A 19,753-nucleotide genomic window follows, 5' to 3' on the forward strand; every position below is an offset into this window, starting at 1 on the left:
ATTTTTACTCCACCATATATTGTTGTCCATAAAGAACAAAAATAGGTTAAAACATGACCGAATCATTAGAGAAAAGTTCTCATTTTAAAGTTTATAAAATTATTAAAAATTAACCACCTGGACCTAAGTTAGAAGATTTTATTTTTAAAATTTTCCATATACCTGAAGCAGAGGTTATAATTTTATTGTTACATTTTAGTTCACAAAACAAAAATACTAGTGAATTTGTTTTTTTTAAAATTCTTGTAAAACCGGTGATTTCATCTCCCACTTTAGATGCACCAATAAATTTTAAGTCTAATGAAATGGTTACACAAGGTGCATTACCTGACGCTCTGTGTGCAGCAGTTCCTGCACCTGCATCAATTAAGGCTGATAAATAACCACCATGAGTTATTCCTGCATTATTCAAATGGTTTTCATTAATTATAGATTTAAACTCATATTCTGTTTCAGACATAGTTCTAAATAAAACACCACCATTGTGTTTCATAAAACCAGATTTAATACTTATTTGTTCAAATTCATTACTCATAATTTTTATAATATGAAGGTTAAAATTAATAAGATTATAAAAACAATTATAAAAAAATATATAACTGATTTTTGTAGAGATGATTTTAGTAGCCAATCTAACATTTTTTTATTTATCCTTTTTGGTGGACCGCCCAGAACTCGAATCTGGAATCTCCCGGTTCGTAGCCGAGCGCCTTATCCAATTTGGCCAGCGGTCCTTAATTAAATAATTTACTCAGTATATCAAAGTTTTTAATGTAATTTAACTTATAAAATATTATGTTGTATTAGCAATGACCAAAAAACTAGATGATGTAGTTATTACAGCTGCATTAAGAACACCTATAGGCACATATAAAGGATCTTTAAAAGATTTGAGTGCTGATAAATTAGGTGCATTAGCTATTAAAGAAGCTGTCTATAAATCAAAATTAAAATCAGACGATATTGATGAAGTGATTATGGGACATGTTTTAACTTCTGGACTAGGACAAAACCCAGCAAGACAAGCTTCTATTCATGCTGGAATTCCAGTTTCAAAACCTGCACATATAATCAATCAAGTATGTGGATCTGGATTAAGATCTGTAATTTCAGGATATCAGTCTATTAAACTAGGTGAAAATAAAATTATAGTTGCTGGTGGACAAGAAAATATGTCTAGAGCACCACATGCTATATTTTATCGAGAAGATAAAAGACTAGATGAAAATAAGTTAGTAGATACGATGATCAATGATGGATTAATAGACTCGTTTAACAATTATCACATGGGAATAACTGCTGAAAATGTTGCAGAAAAATATAAAATTTCTAGAGATGAACAAGATTTATTTGCATTAAATTCTCAAGAAAAAACTCAACAAGCTATAAATGAAAATAGATTCAAAAATGAGCTGATCAAATTAAAGATTGATACAGATAATAAAAATTTTCTTTTTGAAAAAGATGAACATCCAAGAAGCAATTTAAATTTAGAAGATCTAAAAAAACTAAAAACTGTTTTCAAAGAAAATGGAACAGTCACCGCAGGAAATTCATCAGGAATCAATGATGGTGCGGCAGCAACTATATTAATGTCTAGAGATGAAGCAGAACATAGAGACATAGAGCCTTTAGCTAAAGTAGTCTCTTGGGCAACTTGTGGTGTTGAACCCTCGTTGATGGGGTTAGGTCCAATTCAAGCTGTTAATATAGCTTTAGAAAAAGCTGAATGGAGGAGAGAAGATGTCGATTTATTTGAAATAAATGAAGCATTTGCAGCTCAAAGTATTGCTGTAATTAGAGATCTTAAAATTCCTAAAGAGATTGTAAATGTTAATGGTGGGGCAATTGCATTAGGACATCCAATTGGAGCTTCAGGAACCAGAATTTTAGTAACTCTTATTCATGAGATGATTAGACGAAATAAAAGCAAAGGTTGTGCCACCCTCTGTATTGGTGGTGGAATGGGAATAGCCATGTGCATTGAGAGAAATTAACTTCTTATTTATTTGTTAATTTTAAAGTTTTTTGTTCAATAAAAATACAGGTTTGCACAAAAAGGCTTATTATTGTGCTAAAATAACATGAGATATAGTTTTTTTTAAGTGTATAAATCGATTTAAAATAATGAGTGAAAAATTACTTGTTCCGGACATTGGTGAATTTGAAAAAGTTGAGGTCATTGAACTTTTAGTAAAAGTTGGAGATCAAATAAACTTAAATGATCCTGTTGTTACCATTGAGAGTGACAAATCTAGTGTTGAAATTCCATCAACAGTTTCTGGCAAGATAGAATCTGTAAATATTAAAGTGGGTGATAAAGTTTCTAAAGGAGACATATTATTAAGTATTGAGTCTTCAAAAGAAAGCCCTTCAGAAAAGCCAATTCCTAAAGATACAGAAAGTATTATTAAACAAGCAGAATCTGTTTTAAAGAATGAAAAAAAAGAAGAAGCTAGTCAACAAAGTCCAGCCCCAGAAAAAAAACAAACAATAATTCAAGTTACAAATGAAAATGATATTGATCCATTAGAGACACAAGATTGGTTAGAGTCTTTATCTGCAGTTGTTGAAAAAGATGGAAATCAAAGAGCTCATTTTTTGATAAAAGAATTAATCAACAAAGCATATCAAGAAGGTGCAAATATTCCTTATACACAACACACTCCTTACATAAATACAATCCCACCAGAGGCAGAAGTCAAGTCCAATGGAGATCAGAACATTGAAAGAAGAATTAGATCTTTAATTAGATGGAACGCAGCAGCCATGGTTGTGAGAGCAAATAAAAAATTTCCTGAATTAGGTGGTCATATAGGAACATTCGCATCTGCAGCAACACTTTATGATGTAGGAATGAATCATTTTTGGAGAGCTAAAAATAATAAATTTGGTGGTGATTTAGTTTATTTTCAAGGTCATAGTGCACCAGGCATCTATGCTAGAGCATTTTTAGAAGGCAGATTAAATGAAAAACAATTAGATAGTTTTAGACAAGAAGTAAAACCAGGGGGACTTTCTTCATATCCACACCCTTGGTTGATGCCAAAGTTTTGGCAGTTTCCAACTGTGTCAATGGGATTAGGACCTATGCTTGCAATTTACCAGGCGAGATATATGAAATATTTAATTAATAGAGGATTAATTAAAGATGAAGGTAGAAAAGTTTGGGCATTTCTTGGTGATGGAGAAATGGATGAGCCTGAGTCTTTAGGTGCTATAGGGTTAGCTTCTAGGGAAAAACTGGATAATTTAATATTTGTTATAAACTGTAATCTTCAAAGATTAGATGGACCTGTTAGAGGTAATGGAAAAATTATTCAAGAGCTAGAAGGAAGTTTTAGAGGAGCTGGTTGGAATGTAATTAAAGTAATTTGGGGTTCTTACTGGGACTCACTGATTGCTAATGATAAAACAGGTCATTTAGTTAAAGCTATGAACGAAACTGTTGATGGTGAGTATCAAGCAATGAAGGCTAGAGATGGAGCTTACGTTAGAGAAAAATTTTTTGGAAAATATCCAGAGACACAAGAGCTAGTTTCTAGTTTGTCAGATAAAGATATTTGGAGATTGAATAGAGGTGGTCATGATCCTCATAAAGTTTATGCAGCATATGATCAGGCATCAAAAAATCAAGGCAGCCCAACGGTTATAATCGCTAAAACCATTAAAGGTTATGGCATGGGAAAAACAGGCGAAAGTGTTAACACAACTCATCAAACTAAGAAATTAGACGTAGACGATTTATTATATTATAGAGATCGTTTTGATGTGCCCTTGACTGACGATCAAGTAAAAAATGTAGAGTATTTTAAGCCAGACGAAAAATCTCCTGAAATTAAATACATCAAAGAAAGAAGAATGAACCTTGGGGGTTCTTTGCCAGAGAGAACAACTTACGCAAAGCCAATTAAAGCACCAGCAAAAGATATTTTTGATTTTATGAAAGTATCAACAGGTGAAAAAGAAATGTCTACAACCATGGCATTAGTTAGAATGTTTACAAATTTGCTAAGAGACAAGAATGTTTCACCGAGGTTAGTCCCAATTATTCCTGATGAAGCAAGAACTTTTGGCATGGAAGGATTTTTTCAAAAAATAGGAATATATGCTCATGAAGGTCAAAAATATGAACCTGAAGACTCTGCACAGTTAAGCTCTTATAGAGAAGATAAAAGTGGACAAGTATTAGAGGAAGGAATTAATGAAGCTGGAGCAATGTCATCATGGATTGCAGCTGCAACAGCTTACACGAATCATGATATTGAAATGATTCCAATTTATATTTTTTACTCAATGTTTGGTTTTCAAAGAATAGGAGATCTTGCATGGGCTGCTGGAGATAGTCAGGCCAGAGGTTTTTTAATTGGAGCAACAGCTGGAAGAACTACTTTGGCTGGTGAAGGATTACAACACCAAGATGGACACAGTCACTTGATAGCTTCAACGATACCAAATTGTGTAACATATGACCCAACTTTTCATTATGAGTTAGCTGTTATTTTTAGAGAAGGCTTGAGAAGAATGCATGAAAAAAATGAAAATGTTTTTTATTATATCACAACCATGAATGAAAACTATTCACATCCAGGAATGCCAAAAGATAAAAATTGTGAAGAAGGAATTCTTAAAGGAATGTACAAGATTAAAGAATTTAATAGGTATGGAAAAACAAAAATTCAACTTTTAGGCTCAGGTACAATATTGAGAGAAATGATGTCTGCAGCAGAAATTCTTCAAAATGAATATCAGATAGATAGTGAAATTTGGAGTGTTACTAGCTTTAATGAGTTGAGAAAAGATGGCATGGAAGTTGAAAGATATAATCTCTTAAACCCTGATAAAGAACAAAAAGTTTCATTTGTAGAACAGTGTTTAGGAAAAACTGAAGGACCGATTATGGCAGCCTCAGATTATATGAGAATGAATTCTGACCAAATTAGACCTTATACTAATAAAAGTTTTTATTCTTTAGGGACAGATGGTTATGGAAGAAGTGACACTAGAAAAAACCTTAGAAAATTTTTTGAAGTTGATAAAGAGCATATTGTTGCCTATGGACTGAGTGTGTTAGCAAAAGAGCAACTGATAGCTTCTAAATACGCTAAAGAAGCCATAAAGAAGTATAATATTGATGGCAGCAAACCAATGCCAACAAAACTATAAGATGTCAGATAAAGAGATTAAAGTACCAAATATTGGTGAATTTAAAGACGTTGAGGTAATTGAGGTGCTAGTTTCAAATGGCCAGTCAGTTTCTAAAAATGATCCACTTATTACAATTGAGAGTGACAAATCTAGTGTTGAAATACCAGCTTCTTTTGATGGAAAGGTTAAGTCTGTTAAAATTAAAGTGGGAGATAGGGTTTCAGAAGGTGATTTAATATTAACTATAGAACAGTCTGGAGAAGAAGAAAAAAAAATAGAACAAAAAACTATTAAAGAAGCAGAACAAGTTACAAATCAAAATCAAGTAGAAAAAATTGCAAAAGTCAATCCAGCACAAAATACAATAAAAAAAGATAATTCAGAAATTTCATCTGCAAGCCCAAAAGTACGTAAATTTGCTAGAGAACTTGGGGTTAATATTAATGAAATAGTTGGTAGTGAAAGACAGGGAAGAATTGTGGAAGATGATGTAAAAAATTTTATATCCTCTAGAATTAATAAAGCTCCAGATAAGACCGAAGTTCAACCAAAAAAAATTGTTAGTGAATATTCTCATTCTGATTTTGGTGAAATTGAAGTTAAAGATATGCCTAGAGTTAAAAAATTAGCCTCTACATATTTAGTTAATTCTTGGACTACAATACCTCATGTCACAAATCATGATGAAGCAGATATAACTGAAATGGAAGATTTTAGAACTTCACTTACTGACATGTATACAAGGGAAAGAAAAAAAATTACTCCATTAGCTTTTATTGTTAAAGCTTTAGTTGCATCTTTAAAAAAGTTTCCTAGTTTCAACTCTTCAATAGATGATATTGAAAATGGAAAAATTACAATGAAAAACTATTTTCATGTTGGGATTGCAGTGGATACTCCACATGGTTTAATGGTGCCAAAAATTAGAAATGCTGACAATAAAAGCATCTCATATATTAGCAATGAATTGAAAATAGTAAGTGACCAATGTAGAAATTTAAAAATAGATAAGAAAGAATTTTTTGGAGGATCTATGACTATTACGAGTCTTGGAGGAATTGGAGGTTCATTCTTTACACCAATAATAAATTATCCAGAAGTTGCTATATTAGGAGTAGGCAAGGCACAAAAAAAACAAATTTTTATTAATGGGAAATTTGAAACAAGAACAATGCTACCACTTTCTTTATCATATGATCACAGAATAATTGATGGAGCTGAAGCAGCTAGATTTAATAATGATCTAAAAGAAAATTTAGGCAAAAATTTTTCTTATAAATTAGCTGTATAGATATTAATGTCAAAAACATCATCATTATTTTGTGCATTATTATGTACATTCATATGGGGAACGACTTTTATAGCTCAAGATACTGGAATGGACGACATTGGCCCTTTCACTTTTAATGCTGTCAGGTTTTTTGTTGGTTTTTTAGTAGTAGCTCCATTAGCTTTTATTTTTGAAAGAAAAAAAATATCAAAATCAGTACAAAAAAATCAAAAAGAATTTATCAACTTGGCTATTTTAATAGGCCTATCTTTATTTTTGGGATCAGCACTTCAACAAGTAGCTTTACTCTATACAGATGTTGCTAATGCTGCATTCTTTACGATTTTTTATGTGCCAATGGTTCCGTTTATAATTTTTTTCATGTATAAAAAGCCAATTCACTGGAGTATTTGGCCTTCTGTTCTTCTTTGTGTGATGGGAGGTTATTTGTTAACTAATTTTTATAGCGCAACAGTTAGAAATGGTGATGCACTTATAATAATAGGCGCATTTTTCTGGAGTACACACATTATTTTTACTGGCAAAATTATAGAAAAATATAATCTTCCATTAACAATTGGTGCGATTCAAACTTTAATTGTTTCCTCGCTATCATTAATTATAGGATTAATTTTTGAAGATTTTATTTGGTCCAATATTCTTAAAGAAAAATTTCAAATCTTATATGCTGGAATTTTGTCTGGAGGTCTTGCATTTGTTTTACAAATATATGCACAAAAAAATATATCCCCTGCTCCCTCAGCAATAATCTTTTCTTTAGAGGGTGTTTTTGCGACAATTGCTGCTTGGATTTTATTAGATCAAATTTTAGATATAAATAATTTATTTGGATGTTTATTTATTTTATTTGGTGTTTTGTTTTCACAATTAGCACCAATATTAAAAAAAAATTAATTATATATTATTATAAACAGAATTATTGAAATAATTATTCTGTAAATAACAAAAACATTCAAAGAAAATTTGTTTATATAATCTAGGAAAAACTTAACTGTAAAATAAGAAAATAAAAAAGAAAGAGTGATTGATATTAGTACAAGATAGTTAAGCTCAAAGCTTTGACCAATGGCATTTTTTAACTGTAGCACACTTGCTCCAGCTATAGCAGGTATAGCTAGTAAAAAAGAAATTTTACTTGAATCAAATCTATTAAATCTAAAAAGTCTTGCAGCCGTTATTGTAATACCTGCCCTACTCACACCAGGTATTAAAGCAAGTATTTGGAACAAACCAATATATAGTATTGTTTTAAAATTTAAATTAGATGATATTTTTTTATCAAATTTACTTTTATCTGCGAGATATAAGATAATTCCAAAAATTAATGTTGTCCAAGCGATTATCTTTAAATTGTTTTCTAATAGGTTAACTAGACCTGTGGAGCTGATTACGTAGCCAGCTATTACAATTGGTATTGAGCCAATAATTAATAAAGATAATAACTTCTGATTATTTCTAAGGTCCAATAACTCTCTTCTAAAATAAAAGACTATTGCAAGTAAAGAGCCAAGATGGAGACTAACATCAATCATTAGTGAGTTAGAATTAAACTCAAATATTATCTCAACAATATTCAAGTGAGCTGATGAACTAATTGGTAAAAATTCTGATATTCCCTGAACTATTGATAAGATTATAATTTCAATAATATTTGAGAACATTTAATGCTTCGTAGCTTAAATATTCAATAATTTAAACAATTCCATTTTAACATATTAGATATGCATAAATTAAAATATTAAGATTTAATTGGATTTATTTCAAATTTAAGGTCATATATGCTGACCTTGTTTGTCTTTTATTACATAAAACCTTGATATATGCTAAATTTATTGAGGGTTAAATATGTCAGAAAATATGCTTAAATTTGTTAAAATAGGTCAACAAACTCCACCTAAAAGAGAAGTTGGAAATAGAAAAGAAGACTTTAATGAAATTTATAAGGAATTTATTAACGATAAAGCAAGCGAACAATCTAGCAGGTGTTCTCAATGTGGAGTTCCTTTTTGCCAGGTCCATTGTCCATTAAGTAATAATATTCCAGATTGGCTAAAATTAACCGCAGAAGGACGATTAAAAGAGGCTTACGAATTATCTCAAAGCACTAACAACATGCCAGAGGTGTGTGGAAGAATATGTCCACAAGATAGATTGTGTGAAGGAAATTGTGTAATTGAACAATCTGGACATGGAACTGTAACTATAGGTTCAGTTGAGAAGTATATTACTGATAATGCTTGGGAACAAGGATGGGTAAATCCAATAAAGGTTAAAAATGAAAAGAGTCAAAGTATTGGAATTATAGGAGCAGGCCCAGCTGGTCTAGCTGCTGCGGAGCAGTTACGTAAGTCAGGTTATCAAATTACAGTATACGATCGATATGATAGAGCTGGTGGTTTAATGATTTATGGCATTCCAAATTTTAAATTAGAAAAATTTGTTGTAGAGAGAAGAACCAAATTATTAGAAGAAGGTGGAATTAAATTTGTTCAAAATTTTGAAGTTGGAAAAGATGCTACATTAGAGCAATTAAGAAAAAAACATGATGCTCTTTTAATTGCAACTGGAGTTTATAAAGCTCGAGAAATAGATCTTCCAGGAAAAGATTTAGGAAATATATTTCCAGCCATGGAATTTTTAACAGCTTCAAATAAAAAAGGATTAGGAGACAAAGTAGAATTATTTGATAATGGAACTTTAAATGCTGAAGGAAAAAATATTGTAGTAATTGGAGGAGGTGACACTGCAATGGACTGTGTTAGAACTTCAATCAGACAAAAAGCAAAATCAGTTAAATGTCTTTACAGGAGAGACAAAGAAAATATGCCTGGATCTGCAAGAGAGGTAGCCAATGCAGAGGAAGAGGGAGTAGAGTTTGTATGGCTATCTAGTCCCAAAGAATTTATTGGAACAAATAAAGTTGAAGGTTTGATAGTGGATAAGATCAAACTTGGGGAACCTGATGACAGTGGAAGACGTAAACCAGAAATTCAGAATAATTCTCACTTTAATATTAAGGCAGACATAGTAATTAAGGCTCTTGGTTTTGATCCAGAAAATTTACCAAAACTATTTGGTTCTGAGGATCTACAAGTTACTAAATGGGGAACATTAAAAACCAATTTTGATACTATGGAGACAAATTTACCAGGTGTGTTTGCAGCTGGAGATATTATTAGGGGTGCATCTTTAGTTGTCTGGGCCATAAAAGACGGAAGAGATGTAGCAGTATCAATAAAAAATTTTTTAGAGACCAAAGAACTCAGTAAAGAGAAGGTTGCTTAATGAAAAATTATAAAAAAAATCTTAAAATTCTTGAGGATGGTCATGTTTATTCTAAAGAAATGGAGCATGACGCTTGTGGAGTAGGGTTAATTGCTTCTACAGAAGGTAAAAAATCAAGGAAAGTAGTAGAATATGGAATTAATGCCCTAAAAGCGGTTTGGCACAGAGGAGCAGTTGATGCTGATGGAAAAACAGGTGATGGAGCTGGAATCCATTTAGAAATTCCCTCAGACTTCTTTGCTGAAAAGATAGAAATCACAGGTCATGACCATGATGGTTCAGAAATTTGTGTGGGTATGATTTTTTTACCCAGAAACAATTATCAAGCACAAGAAAATGCAAGAACTTTAGTTGAAAGTGAATTAACAAAAAGTAATTTTAGTATTTATGGATGGAGACAGGTTCCAGTAAATCCAAAAGTTTTAGGTGAAAAGGCAAATCTTACAAGACCAGAAATTACTCAAGTATTATTTAAACATAATAATAAAGATTTAACAGAAAAAGAGTTAGAAAGAAAAATTTATGAATCAAGAAGAAAAATTGAAAAAGAAGCTATTAAAGATGCGATAGAAGGTTTTTATATTTGTTCAATAAGTTCTAAGTCAGTTATTTATAAGGGCATGTTTTTAGCGGAGTCTATTGCAGATTTTTATTTAGATTTAAAGGATGAGAGGTTTATATCTCGATTTGCAATATTTCATCAAAGATTTTCAACAAACACAGCACCTAGTTGGGATCTGGCACAACCTTTTAGAGCATTAGCTCATAATGGAGAAATAAATACATTCAAAGGAAATACAAACTGGATGAAAGTTCATGAGCAAGAAATGAATAGTCCATTATTTGATAATATGGAAAATTTAAAACCAGTTATACAACCAGGATCATCAGACTCTGCTGCGCTAGATAGTGTTTTTGAACTTTTAAATATTTCTGGCCAATCAGCACCCCTTGCAAAATTAATGTTAATTCCAGATGCATGGTCTAAAAAAAGTCAAACATTATCAAAAGATCACCAACAACTATTTAATTTTTTAAATAGTACAATGGAGCCATGGGATGGACCAGCTGCTATTGCAGCTACTGATAATGAATGGGCTATAGTAGCTGCTGATAGAAATGGGTTACGCCCAATGAGATATACTATTTCAAAAGATAAAATATTGTGTGCAGGATCAGAAACGGGAATGGTTGAAATCGATGAGAAGCAAATTCTTAAAAAGGGTAGATTAGGACCTGGAGAAATTCTTGGAGTTAGAATAGCTAAAGGTAAAGTATTTTCTAATGTTGAAATAAAAGACTATCTAGCAAAAGAGTTTAAACATTTTAACAATCAAATAATTGATTTAGAAAAGAAATTCCCAATAAAGAATGAAAAATCTACTTTTTCAGGTGATGAGCTAAAAAAAAGACAACATACATTTGGTTATAGTTTAGAAGATCTGGAGCTTATTCTTCATCCGATGGCAGAAGATGCAAAAGAAGCCATTGGTTCTATGGGTGATGACACTCCACTTGCAGTATTGTCTGACCGTTATAGACCGCTTTACCATTTTTTTAGACAAAATTTTAGTCAAGTTACAAATCCACCAATTGATTCTTTAAGAGAAAACAAGGTTATGAGTTTAAAAACTCGTTTTGGTAATCTTGGAAATATTTTAGATTTCACTAATTTAACAGAAGAAAACATATACGTTTTAGACAGCCCCATATTATCAAATTCTCAATTAGAAAAATTTATTAATTTTTTTGGGGAAAAATCAATAACAATTGATTGTACTTTTGATAAAAGTGAAAATCTTGAAACTTCTATTGAGAGAATTAGAAAAGAGTCTGAAATTGCAGTTCGACAAGGCCTTACGCAATTAGTTTTAAGTGATAAAAATATTTCTGAAAAAAGATTACCCATCCCAATGCTATTATGTGTTGGGGCAATAAATACTTATCTTATTAAAAAAAAATTAAGAGGCTATGCATCAATCAATGCTCAAACTGGAGAAGCATTAGACACGCATTCATTTGCAACACTTATAGGTGTTGGAGCAACTACTGTTAATCCTTATTTAGCAATGGATAGTTTATATCAAAGGTTTGAAAAAAAATTATTTGGAAAGTTTGAGTACGATGAATGCATAGCTAGATATATACAATCGGTAAATTATGGACTTCTGAAAATAATGTCAAAAATGGGAATTTCGGTCATAAGCTCTTATAGAGGTGGATGTAATTTCGAAACAGTTGGTTTGAGTAGAACAGTAGCATCAGAATACTTTCCAGGAATTTTATCAAAGATTTCAGGCATAGGGTTAAATGGAATAGAAAAAAAATTAAGAACTATTCACAAAGAAGCATTTGAAGGAACGGATGCAGTTTTACCAATTGGAGGAATTTATAGATATAGAAAGGATGGTGAAACTCATCAATATCAAGGTAAGCTCATTCATCTTTTGCAAAGTGCAGTTTCATCAAATTCTTTTGAAGCTTATAAAAAATATGCAGAAGGTATTTATAATCTTCCTCCTATACACCTTAGAGACTTGATTGGATTTAGAGATAAAAATTTAAACCCATCCTTAGATATTTCAGAAGTAGAACCAATCGAAAATATTTTAACAAGATTTGGAAGTGGAAGTATGTCTCATGGCGCATTATCGAAAGAAGCACACGAAACATTAGCTATAGGAATGAATAGAATTAAAGGAGCCTCTTGTAGTGGTGAAGGTGGAGAAGATGAAAAAAGATTTATTAAGATGGAAAACGGAGATAGTGCTAATTCTAGAGTTAAGCAAATAGCCTCAGCAAGATTTGGAGTAACACTTAAATATCTAAATAACTGTAACGAAATAGAGATTAAAATTGCACAAGGAGCAAAACCTGGTGAGGGAGGTCAATTACCAGGGTTTAAAGTTACAGAAGAAATTGCCAAATTAAGACATTCAACTCCGGGTGTAACCCTAATATCACCACCACCTCACCATGATATTTATTCTATCGAGGATTTAGCTCAATTAATTTACGATCTTAAACAAGCCAATCCAAAAGCAAGAGTTGGTGTAAAATTAGTAGCATCTTCTGGGATAGGAACAATCGCAGCTGGAGTAGCTAAAGCTAAAGCAGATATAATTTTAATTTCTGGACATAATGGAGGAACAGGAGCTACACCACAAACAAGTGTTAAATATGTGGGGATACCTTGGGAGATGGGATTAACTGAAGCTAATCAAGTTTTAACTTTAAATAATTTAAGGCATAAAGTTACTCTAAGAACAGATGGTGGAATTAAAACAGGAAGAGATGTTGTTATTGCAGCCATGATGGGAGCAGAAGAATATGGAGTAGCTACTACAGCTTTAGTAGCTATGGGATGTATAATGGTTAGACAGTGTCACTCAAACACATGTCCAGTTGGAGTTTGTACTCAAGATGAAAAACTAAGAGAAAAATTTTCTGGTACGCCAGAAAAGGTAGTCAATTTATTTAAATTTATAGCTGAGGAAGTAAGGGAAATTTTAGCACAAATAGGATTTAAATCATTAAATGAAATAATTGGTAGAACTGATTTATTAAGACAGGTAAGTAAAGCTTCACCAAACTTAGATGATTTAGATCTAAATCCTTTATTTGTTCAAACAGATGCTGGTGAGAACACAAGATACTGTACAGTTCCAGAAATAAATTCTGTTCCAGATACTTTGGATCAAGAAATTTTACCTGAAATTAAAGAACAAATTGGAAAAGTAAAAATTATTGAAAAGGAATATATTATTAAAAATACTCATAGGACAGTTGGAACAAGAATTTCTAATCATCTTTATGAAAAATATGGATCTGAAAAACTAGATGATGGCTTTTTATCTTTAAAGTTTAAAGGATCAGCTGGACAGTCATTTGGTGCATTTGCAATAAAAGGCTTAAAACTTATTTTAAAAGGTGATGCTAATGATTATGTTGGCAAAGGTTTATCAGGCGCAACAGTCGTAGTTAAACTTCCAGACGAAAGTAATCTAGTTTCACATGAGAATACCATAATAGGAAATACAGTTTTGTATGGAGCAACATCCGGAAAACTTTTTGCAGCAGGTCAAGCTGGAGAAAGGTATGCGGTAAGAAATTCAGGATCAATTTCAGTTATTGAAGGATGCGATTCTAATGCTTGTGAATATATGACTGGTGGTACAGTTGTAATTCTAGGCGATGTAGGAGACAATTTTGGAGCTGGAATGACTGGCGGAATGGCTTTTATTTACGATATAAATAAGAAATTTGATAAAAATGTAAACCCAGAGACTGTAGTATGGCAAACGCCTGAAACAGATTATTGGATAACTTATTTAAAAAATTTAGTTCAAGAACATCACCAAGAGACAAATTCAGATTTTTCTAAAAAGATCATAGAAAATTTTGATAGAGAAATTTCTAATTTTATTCAAGTTTGTCCAAAAGAAATGATTGATAAGCTAAAAAACCCAATAAGTTTAAAATCTATTATAAAAGAAGTTAGTTAAAATGAAGGATATAAATATTTTTTGTTTTGGTTTTGGCCAAGTAGCAAAAAATTTTATAAAGAAGCTTAGTGTTGAGCAGTATAATATCAATTTGTCAGCAACCTCTAGAAGTGAGTCTTCAAAAAAAACATTCAATGGTATTAATTATAATAGCTATCTATTTAATAGCGAAAAATTTGATCAAAATTTAGTTGTAAAATTAAAAGAAGCAGATCATATCTTAGTTTCTATACCACCAGAAAATCAAGAAGATTTAGTTATAAAAAATTTTTATAAATTTATAGAAAATTCCAAAGTAAAATGGATAACATACTTATCAGCGACTAGTATTTATGGTGATCATAAGGGAGAGTGGGTTAATGAAAATAGCAAAACAAACCCAATTTCAAATAATGGTATAGCAAGATTGAAAGCTGAAAATGCATGGTTTTCTTTAGAGAAAAATAAGAAAGTACCAATTCAGATATTTAGGTTATCTGGAATTTATTCTAATGAAAAAAATATTTTAATACGTCTAAAATCAGGAGGCGTGAAATTGATCAACAAAAAAAATCATTTTTTTTCTAGAATTCATGTAGATGATATTTCAAATATATTATTTAAATCTTTATCAAAATTTAAGTCAGGAGAAATATACAATCTATCTGATGATAAACCCTCTACATCTGAAGAGGTTACTTTATTTGGAGCAAAGATATTAAATATTGAAAATATCGAAAAAATTGAAGTTGACCAAATTAAAAGTGAGATGTTGAAAAATTTTTATAATGAGTCTAAAAAAGTTAGCAACAAAAAGATGAAAAGTTATTTTGATTATAATTTAAAATTTCCAAGCTATATCGAAGGATTAAACCATATTAGTTGTAATTTTATTTAGCTCTAAGAGTATTTTTTTTAAACCTCGTTTACTTGATAAGCTGTGATCACCATTTTTTATTATCACTAATTTTTTATTAGCTTTAGTAAATAACTTAAGAACTTTTCTAGAATAACTTATTGGAACAACTTCATCTTTACTTCCATGAATCATGGTTACATTGATTTTAGATTTAATCTTTTTATTCAAAATTTTATTTTTTCTACCATCTTTTATTAACTGATAAGTGATTGGATACTCATAATTACCATGTTTTAAATTATAAATTCCTTTTTTTATAGTTTCATTCTTCATTTTTTTTGTAAATTTTTTCCACATTAGATTTTGTAAAAACTCTGGAGCTGAACCGATTCCTAAAAAACCTTTAATTTGATCTTTAAAATATTTAAATTGATTTAAGGAGAGCCACGCTCCCATACTTGAACCGACTAAGATAAATTTATTTTTTTTAACTATTTTTTTTATTACTATTTCAACTTCTTTTGACCATTGTGTGATATTTCCCTTGGTAAATTTTCCTGAGGATTTTCCATGACCAGAATATTCAAGAGCAAGAAAACCAAGTTTATTTTTTTTTGCAAATTTTAGTATTGCTTGAGGTTTTTCACCTTCAATGCTTGACATAAAACCATGTAAAAAAATAATATAAAGATTATCTCTATAATCCTTACTTAAATATCTTATTTGCCTGTTATTAAGGATCTTAATGTATTTAAATTTATTCATATAAGTTTATTAGAATTAATTCTTAATATATAGTTCTATCAAATGTCTTCAGAATTAAAAGTACTGCAAGTAATTCCTAAACTTGGATACGGGGGTGCGGAAACAGGCTGTTACGATCTTGCACACTATTTACCAGAAAATAATTGTAGTTCTTATATAGTAACTAGTGGAGGAGAGTTATTAAAATTTATTGATAAAAAAAAAGTAAAAGTAATAAAACTTCCTGTCCATAGTAAAAATCCATTTTTAATGCTCTTTAATTCAATTGCTTTGATTTTTATTATTTTACTAAATAATATATCTATTGTTCATGCAAGAAGTCGTGCTCCAGCTTGGTCTTGTTTGTTTGCAACAAAAATTACAAGAAGAAAGTTTGTTACAACTTTTCATGGTACTTATAATTTTAAAAACTCAATTAAAAGATTCTATAATTCAGTAATGGTTAGATCAGATTTAATAATAGCAGGATCAAATTTTATTTTTTCACATATTAATCAAAATTATTCAAAATATTTAGATTTAAAAAAAAAATTCTTAGTAATTTTTAGGGGAATTAATGTCGATTATTTTGAATTATCAACAATTTTAGACAGTGAAGAAAACAGACTTATTTCAGATTGGGAAGTTGATAGAAATAAAAAAATGATCCTAATGCCAGGTCGGTTAACTGCTTGGAAAGGTCAGGAGACATTTATTGAGGCATTAAATCTTGTTAATAAAGAACTGGGGTATGAGTCTTTTAATGCTATTATTTTGGGTAGCGATCAAGGAAGAGACATTTATACCAAAAAAATTAAAAGATTGGCTGAGCAATATAGGCTAACTAGTCAGTTAAAATTTATAGAACATTGTAAAAATATGCCGTTAGCCTATAAAATATCACACATTGTTGTTTCAGCCTCAGTAGAACCTGAAGCTTTTGGAAGGGTTGCAGTTGAAGCTCAATCAATGGAAAAACCAATAATAGCAAGTGATATTGGGGGATCTAACGAAACTATTATTGATAACGTGACAGGTTTTTTATTTCAGTCTGGTAATGCAGAAGCTTTGAGTAAAAAAATAATAGAAGTCTTACAATTAGACGAATCTAGATTGAAATCTATTGGTATAGAAGGTAGAAAAAATATAATTAAAAAATTTAATGTTGAAAAAATGTGTTTTTCTACATATTCAGAATACAAAAGATTATTAAATTAAATGCCATTAATAACATTGCCAGATGGAAACACTATTGAATTTCGAAATAAAGTAACAGGACTTGAGGTTGCTGAAAAGATTAGTAAATCTTTATCAAAGCAGGCAACTATTATTAGTGTTAATGAAGAACTTAAGGATTTAAGTTTTGTTATAGATGAGGATTGCTCAGTTAAAATTTTTACTTCAAAAGATAAAGAAGGTTTAGAAACTATTCGTCATGACACAGCTCATATAACTGCAATGGCAGTTCAAGAACTCTTTCCGGGAACGCAAGTAACCATTGGTCCAATTATAGAAAATGGATTTTATTATGATTTTTCAAGAAAAGAACCCTTTACAGAAGATGATTTAAATAAAATTGAAAATAAAATGAAAGAAATCGTTGATAGAGATGTTCCAACTATAAGAGAAGTTTGGAAAAGAGATAAAGCCATATCTCATTTCAAAGATAAAGGAGAAATATACAAGGCTGAAATTATTGAAAGTATTCCACAGGGTGAAGATGTTTCTATATATTTTCATGGAGACTGGCATGATTTATGCAGAGGCCCTCATCTTTCTTCAACGGGAAAAATTGGTAAGTACTTTAAATTAACAAAGGTATCAGGGGCTTATTGGAGAGGTGACTCAAATAATGAAATGTTGCAAAGAATTTATGGAACAAGTTGGGCATCACAAAAAGATTTAGATGAATATTTAAAAAGAATAGAAGAAGCAGAAAAAAGAGACCACAGAAAACTTGGAAAAGAAATGGACTTATTTCACTTTAGGGAAGAAAGTCCAGGATCAGTATTTTGGCATGAAAAAGGTTGGAAGTTATTTCAAAAATTAGTTGCATATATGAGAGCTAGACAAGAAAAAGCTGGCTACAAAGAAGTGAATACTCCTGAAATTTTAGATAGATCTCTTTGGGAAAAATCTGGCCACTGGGAAAAATATGGAGAGCATATGTATACTTCTCAAACACCAGATGAAAAAATATTTGCAATAAAACCAATGAATTGTCCAGGTCACGTACAAGTTTTTAATCAAGGATTAAAAAGTTACCGAGATCTTCCTTTAAGAATTTCAGAATTTGGAAAAGTACATAGATATGAGCCTTCAGGTGCTTTACATGGACTTTTAAGAGTTAGAGCTTTTACTCAAGATGATGCTCATATTTTTTGCACAGAAGATCAAATTACATCAGAATGTTTGATTGTTACTAATTTAATTTTAGATATTTATAAAGATCTTGGATTTGAAGATGTAATATTAAAATACTCAGATAGACCAGACTTAAGAGTTGGTGATGATAATGTTTGGGACAAAGCTGAAAAAGCTTTATTAGATGCAGTTAAAGCTTCAAAGCTTCAATACACAATTAATAAAGGAGAGGGAGCATTCTATGGTCCAAAAATTGAATTTGTTTTACGAGATGCTATTGGTAGGGATTGGCAATGCGGAACTTTACAAGTAGACCTTAATTTACCAGGAAGATTAGATGCTTCTTTTGTTGATAAAGATGGAACTAAAAAAATTCCTGTAATGCTTCATAGGGCGTTATTTGGATCATTAGAAAGATTTATTGGAATTCTTATAGAAAATTATGCAGGCAAATTTCCATTTTGGATAGCTCCTTTACAAGCTGTTGTAATTCCAATTTCAGAGGAATTTGATTCTTATGCAAAAGAAGTAAATGAAAAAATTAATAATGCAGGCATAAGCTCTGAGGTAGATTTAAAAAACCATAACTTAAATTATAAAATTAGAGAACATTCACTATCAAAAATACCACTTTTATTGATTTGTGGAAAAAAAGAAGTTGACAGTAACTCAGTAACGATTAGAAGATTGGATACTAACAAACAAGAAAATATGGAATTAAACTTATTCTTAGAAACTTTCGCAGCTTTAAACAAAGCATCCTCAAACTAAGTGGCAGATTTTAAACAAAATTATTTTCAAAGAAGAACTAAAGACAAAGGTCCAAGATCTAACAATAGGATTTCTTCACCTGAGGTTCAAGTAATTGGAAGTGATGGTGAAAATATAGGAATCATAAATACAAATGAAGCCATATCAATGGCTAAAGAGCAAGGATTGGATTTAATTGAAATAGCTCCAAACGCAAAACCACCTGTATGTAAAATTATTGATATGGGTAAATTTAAATATGATGCTCAAAAAAAAGCAAATGTTGCTAAAAAGAAACAAAAAATAGTTTTATTAAAAGAAATTAAAATGAGACCAGTTACAGAAACGCATGATTATGATTTTAAAGTTAAAAATGCTAAAAAATTTATTGGAAAAGGTGACAAGGTAAAATTTACAATACGATTTAAGGGTAGAGAGCTACAACACTCACACCTAGGTAGAGAATTAATGGATAAAATAAAAGCTGATATGCAAGATATTGGCAAAGTTGAATTGCACCCAAAGTTTGATGGAAAGCAAATGATCATGGTTATTCAGCCTTTATAAGGCTTAATAGAGGTTGTAAATCCATTCCAATATTTGTATAAGTCCGCAGAATTATGCCAAAATTAAAAACTAAAAGTTCAGCAAAAAAAAGATTTAAAATCTCAGCTACAGGGAAAGTTATGATGGCTCAAGCTGGAAAGAGACATGGTATGATAAAAAGAACAAATTCACAAATTAGAAAATTAAGAGGCACGACTGCTATGTCAAAACAAGATGGCAAAATAGTTAAATCATACATGCCTTACAGTTTAAGAGGATAAA

At 30.7% G+C, this 19,753-nt stretch carries 14 protein-coding genes and 1 tRNA gene; 11 read left to right on the plus strand and 4 right to left on the minus strand.

Going from position 1 to position 19,753, the window contains the following annotated elements:
* Positions 1-109: 109 nt before the first annotated feature.
* Entirely contained in the window at positions 110-535 is a 426-nt protein-coding gene (locus AC5SML_RS00095) for a PaaI family thioesterase (RefSeq protein ID WP_233788033.1), read from the minus strand.
* Between the two features lie 122 nt (positions 536-657).
* Positions 658-734, minus strand: a tRNA-Arg gene (locus tag AC5SML_RS00100).
* Between the two features lie 75 nt (positions 735-809).
* Between AC5SML_RS00100 and AC5SML_RS00105 the strand changes: the two genes are divergently transcribed.
* The 4 genes from AC5SML_RS00105 (at position 810) to AC5SML_RS00120 (ending at position 7,333) form a co-directional block, all read left to right on the plus strand.
* A complete protein-coding gene (locus AC5SML_RS00105) occupies positions 810-1,997 on the plus strand; it encodes an acetyl-CoA C-acetyltransferase (protein ID WP_011281701.1) in 1,188 nt (395 codons plus the stop codon).
* A 130-nt stretch (positions 1,998-2,127) separates the two neighbouring features.
* On the plus strand, positions 2,128-5,166 hold the full coding sequence (gene aceE / locus AC5SML_RS00110) for a pyruvate dehydrogenase (acetyl-transferring), homodimeric type (RefSeq protein WP_020169010.1): 3,039 nt from the start codon (positions 2,128-2,130) through the stop codon (positions 5,164-5,166).
* A 1-nt stretch (position 5,167) separates the two neighbouring features.
* The gene (locus AC5SML_RS00115; protein ID WP_494617650.1) at positions 5,168-6,439 is read left to right on the plus strand and encodes a 2-oxo acid dehydrogenase subunit E2; all 1,272 of its coding nucleotides are present in this window, start codon (positions 5,168-5,170) and stop codon (positions 6,437-6,439) included.
* 6 nt (positions 6,440-6,445) lie between these two features.
* Positions 6,446-7,333, plus strand: coding sequence for a DMT family transporter (locus AC5SML_RS00120; RefSeq protein WP_011281704.1), 888 nt, complete (start codon positions 6,446-6,448; stop codon positions 7,331-7,333).
* Here the strand turns inward: AC5SML_RS00120 and AC5SML_RS00125 are convergent.
* On the minus strand, positions 7,330-8,100 hold the full coding sequence (locus tag AC5SML_RS00125) for an undecaprenyl-diphosphate phosphatase (protein WP_011281705.1): 771 nt from the start codon (positions 8,098-8,100) through the stop codon (positions 7,330-7,332). The two genes, AC5SML_RS00120 and AC5SML_RS00125, sit on opposite strands and share 4 nt — an antisense overlap.
* A 184-nt stretch (positions 8,101-8,284) precedes the next feature.
* Between AC5SML_RS00125 and AC5SML_RS00130 the strand changes: the two genes are divergently transcribed.
* The 3 genes from AC5SML_RS00130 to AC5SML_RS00140 are packed head-to-tail and all read left to right on the plus strand — an operon-like array spanning position 8,285 to position 15,106.
* On the plus strand, positions 8,285-9,724 hold the full coding sequence (locus AC5SML_RS00130; RefSeq protein ID WP_011281706.1) for an NAD(P)-dependent oxidoreductase: 1,440 nt from the start codon (positions 8,285-8,287) through the stop codon (positions 9,722-9,724).
* Positions 9,724-14,229, plus strand: coding sequence for a glutamate synthase large subunit (gene gltB, locus AC5SML_RS00135; RefSeq protein ID WP_494617195.1), 4,506 nt, complete (start codon positions 9,724-9,726; stop codon positions 14,227-14,229). Before AC5SML_RS00130 ends, gltB begins: the two co-directional genes overlap by 1 nt.
* Before the next feature lies 1 nt (position 14,230).
* Positions 14,231-15,106, plus strand: coding sequence for a Rossmann-fold NAD(P)-binding domain-containing protein (locus AC5SML_RS00140; protein WP_271564190.1), 876 nt, complete (start codon positions 14,231-14,233; stop codon positions 15,104-15,106).
* Here AC5SML_RS00140 and AC5SML_RS00145 read toward each other — a convergent pair.
* On the minus strand, positions 15,077-15,832 hold the full coding sequence (locus AC5SML_RS00145; protein WP_271564189.1) for an alpha/beta hydrolase: 756 nt from the start codon (positions 15,830-15,832) through the stop codon (positions 15,077-15,079). The genes AC5SML_RS00140 and AC5SML_RS00145 overlap by 30 nt on opposite strands.
* Before the next feature lie 42 nt (positions 15,833-15,874).
* Between AC5SML_RS00145 and AC5SML_RS00150 the strand changes: the two genes are divergently transcribed.
* The 4 genes from AC5SML_RS00150 to rpmI are packed head-to-tail and all read left to right on the plus strand — an operon-like array spanning position 15,875 to position 19,752.
* Positions 15,875-17,029 (plus strand): glycosyltransferase family 4 protein, encoded by a 1,155-nt coding sequence (locus AC5SML_RS00150; protein WP_494617197.1) that lies wholly within the window; start codon positions 15,875-15,877, stop codon positions 17,027-17,029.
* Entirely contained in the window at positions 17,030-18,946 is a 1,917-nt protein-coding gene (gene thrS / locus AC5SML_RS00155) for a threonine--tRNA ligase (RefSeq protein WP_494617199.1), read from the plus strand.
* A complete protein-coding gene (gene infC, locus AC5SML_RS00160) occupies positions 18,947-19,492 on the plus strand; it encodes a translation initiation factor IF-3 (protein ID WP_006997463.1) in 546 nt (181 codons plus the stop codon).
* Positions 19,493-19,545: 53 nt separating this feature from the next.
* On the plus strand, positions 19,546-19,752 hold the full coding sequence (rpmI, locus tag AC5SML_RS00165; protein ID WP_006997462.1) for a 50S ribosomal protein L35: 207 nt from the start codon (positions 19,546-19,548) through the stop codon (positions 19,750-19,752).
* Position 19,753 lies beyond the last annotated feature (1 nt).

This window comes from Candidatus Pelagibacter sp. PS_17, from assembly GCF_059417945.1.

Coding starts and splice junctions, on each gene's coding strand:
- AC5SML_RS00120 (WP_011281704.1), top strand. CDS start 6,446: ATGTCAAAAACATCATCATTATTTTGTGCATTATTATGTACATTCATA.
- gltB (WP_494617195.1), top strand. CDS start 9,724: ATGAAAAATTATAAAAAAAATCTTAAAATTCTTGAGGATGGTCATGTT.
- AC5SML_RS00115 (WP_494617650.1), top strand. CDS start 5,168: ATGTCAGATAAAGAGATTAAAGTACCAAATATTGGTGAATTTAAAGAC.
- AC5SML_RS00150 (WP_494617197.1), top strand. CDS start 15,875: ATGTCTTCAGAATTAAAAGTACTGCAAGTAATTCCTAAACTTGGATAC.
- aceE (WP_020169010.1), top strand. CDS start 2,128: ATGAGTGAAAAATTACTTGTTCCGGACATTGGTGAATTTGAAAAAGTT.
- AC5SML_RS00145 (WP_271564189.1), bottom strand. CDS start 15,832: ATGAATAAATTTAAATACATTAAGATCCTTAATAACAGGCAAATAAGA.
- AC5SML_RS00105 (WP_011281701.1), top strand. CDS start 810: ATGACCAAAAAACTAGATGATGTAGTTATTACAGCTGCATTAAGAACA.
- AC5SML_RS00130 (WP_011281706.1), top strand. CDS start 8,285: ATGTCAGAAAATATGCTTAAATTTGTTAAAATAGGTCAACAAACTCCA.
- AC5SML_RS00140 (WP_271564190.1), top strand. CDS start 14,231: ATGAAGGATATAAATATTTTTTGTTTTGGTTTTGGCCAAGTAGCAAAA.
- AC5SML_RS00125 (WP_011281705.1), bottom strand. CDS start 8,100: ATGTTCTCAAATATTATTGAAATTATAATCTTATCAATAGTTCAGGGA.
- thrS (WP_494617199.1), top strand. CDS start 17,030: ATGCCATTAATAACATTGCCAGATGGAAACACTATTGAATTTCGAAAT.
- rpmI (WP_006997462.1), top strand. CDS start 19,546: ATGCCAAAATTAAAAACTAAAAGTTCAGCAAAAAAAAGATTTAAAATC.
- AC5SML_RS00095 (WP_233788033.1), bottom strand. CDS start 535: ATGAGTAATGAATTTGAACAAATAAGTATTAAATCTGGTTTTATGAAA.